Annotated in this window: 1 protein-coding gene; it reads left to right on the top strand. The window is 39.7% G+C overall.

Going from position 1 to position 1873, the window contains the following annotated elements; genetic code table 11:
* The coding region (locus tag ACYVFA_RS23685; protein ID WP_460474347.1) for a SprB repeat-containing protein at positions 1–1873 on the top strand (1873 nt) is incomplete at both ends.

Raw genomic sequence — 1873 nt, 5'->3', positions numbered from 1 at the left:
ACCGACGAAACTGGTAGCGACAACAGATAAGACAGACATCAACTGTTTCGGAGATAAGACCGGTAAAGCGAGCATCACGGTAAGTGGCGGTACGCCAGGTTATACTTACCAATGGTCGAATGGCGGTATGACTGCAGAGATCACCGGCATTGGTGCAGGGACTTATACCGTAACGGTAACAGATGCGAACAAATGTACAGTAACTGGCAGTGTAACCATCACTGAACCAACTCCACTTACTTTAACTGGAATAGGTACAGATGTAAAATGTAATGGAGATGCTAATGGAACTGTAACATTAACAGCTGGTGGAGGTACAACACCATATCAATATAGCAAAGACGGATTTACATTCCAGTCTTCAAATATCTTTAACAATCTGGTAGCAGGTCTTTATACATTTACTGTAAAAGATATTAACGGTTGTATTAAAACCACAACGGTTGAAGTAAAACAACCAGATGCACTTACTGCAACTCCATCTAAAACTGATGTAACCTGTTATGGTGGTAAAGATGGTTCAGTAACTGTCAATGTATTAGGTGGTAATGCTCCGTATAGCTACTTGTGGAATACGAATTCAACTACTCAGACAATATCAGGATTAGCGGCAGGTACTTATAGTGTTATAATAACAGATGCTAAAGGTTGTAAAACAACGGTTAGTGGAATTATTGTCTCTCAACCTGTAGCCTTAGTTCCGAATATCAGTGCTACTTCTCCGGTTTGTGAAGGTGGAACAATTAATTTAACAGCAGACGGTGGTACAAACTATTCTTGGAAAGGACCTAACGGATATACTTCAAGTGTTCAGAACCCGGTTATTAGTCCGGCAACAACTTCAAATCAAGGAGTGTATACTGTAACTGTAACTAATGCTAGTGGTTGTACAGGAACCGCAACGGCTTCCGTTACTATTAAAACTTTACCAGAAATTAATTCTGGTAATGGTTCGGTTTGCGAAGGAGAAGTTTTAACATTAAAAGCTCCTGATTTAGGTGTCGGAGCCATTTACAAATGGACAGGACCAAATGGTTTCTCACAAAATGGTCAAACAGTTACAATTGCTAGCGCTACAGCAGCCAATGAGGGAGTATATACGATAACTGTAACTAAAGACGAATGTTCGACAAGTGGTACAGTGACGGTAGATATTAAGGAAAAACCAGCATCTCCTACAATTAAAATTGATGGCTCAGTTGATATTTGTGATAATACACCTGTAAAATTAGTAGCAGCAGGTTGTACAAACGGTAAGGTAATTTGGTCAACAGGACAAACAAGTTCATCAATAACAGTTTCTATTGAAGGAACTTATTGGGCGACTTGTAAAGTAGGGGATTGTTCAAGTGATGTGTCAAATAAAATAATAATTACCAAAGGAGCTAAGCCAGATGTGCCAGAAATCTCAGCTGATAAAGAAATTTGTTGTGATGGTGCAAAAGCAATTTTAACGGCATCTGGATGTAATAATGGAACTTTGAAATGGAGTACAGGCGAAACAACAAGTGTGATTCAGGTATCTACGTCGGGTACATATACAGTTGATTGTATCACAAGTTGTGGAACTGCAAGAAGTGTGAAACCAATAATTATACGCACTGGTGATTCTCCAACAACACCTACTATCAAAACAGATAAAACTCAAATTTGTGGTACTGAAGTAGCTAAGTTGGAGGCAAGTGGATGTAACGGAACAGTATTATGGAGCAACAATGCTACGGGAAGTTCGATTACCGTAAACACACCAGGTACTTATAGCGCAAGATGTGAGAATATTTGCGGAACGAGTGTTGCATCTAATGAGATTATCATCAGCAAAGGCACGCCACCGAGTGCACCGACAGTTGTTGCAGACAAGAACAATCTATGT

The organism is Emticicia fontis (genome assembly GCF_054779675.1).
This window is presented reverse-complemented; position numbering and strand designations above follow the sequence as displayed.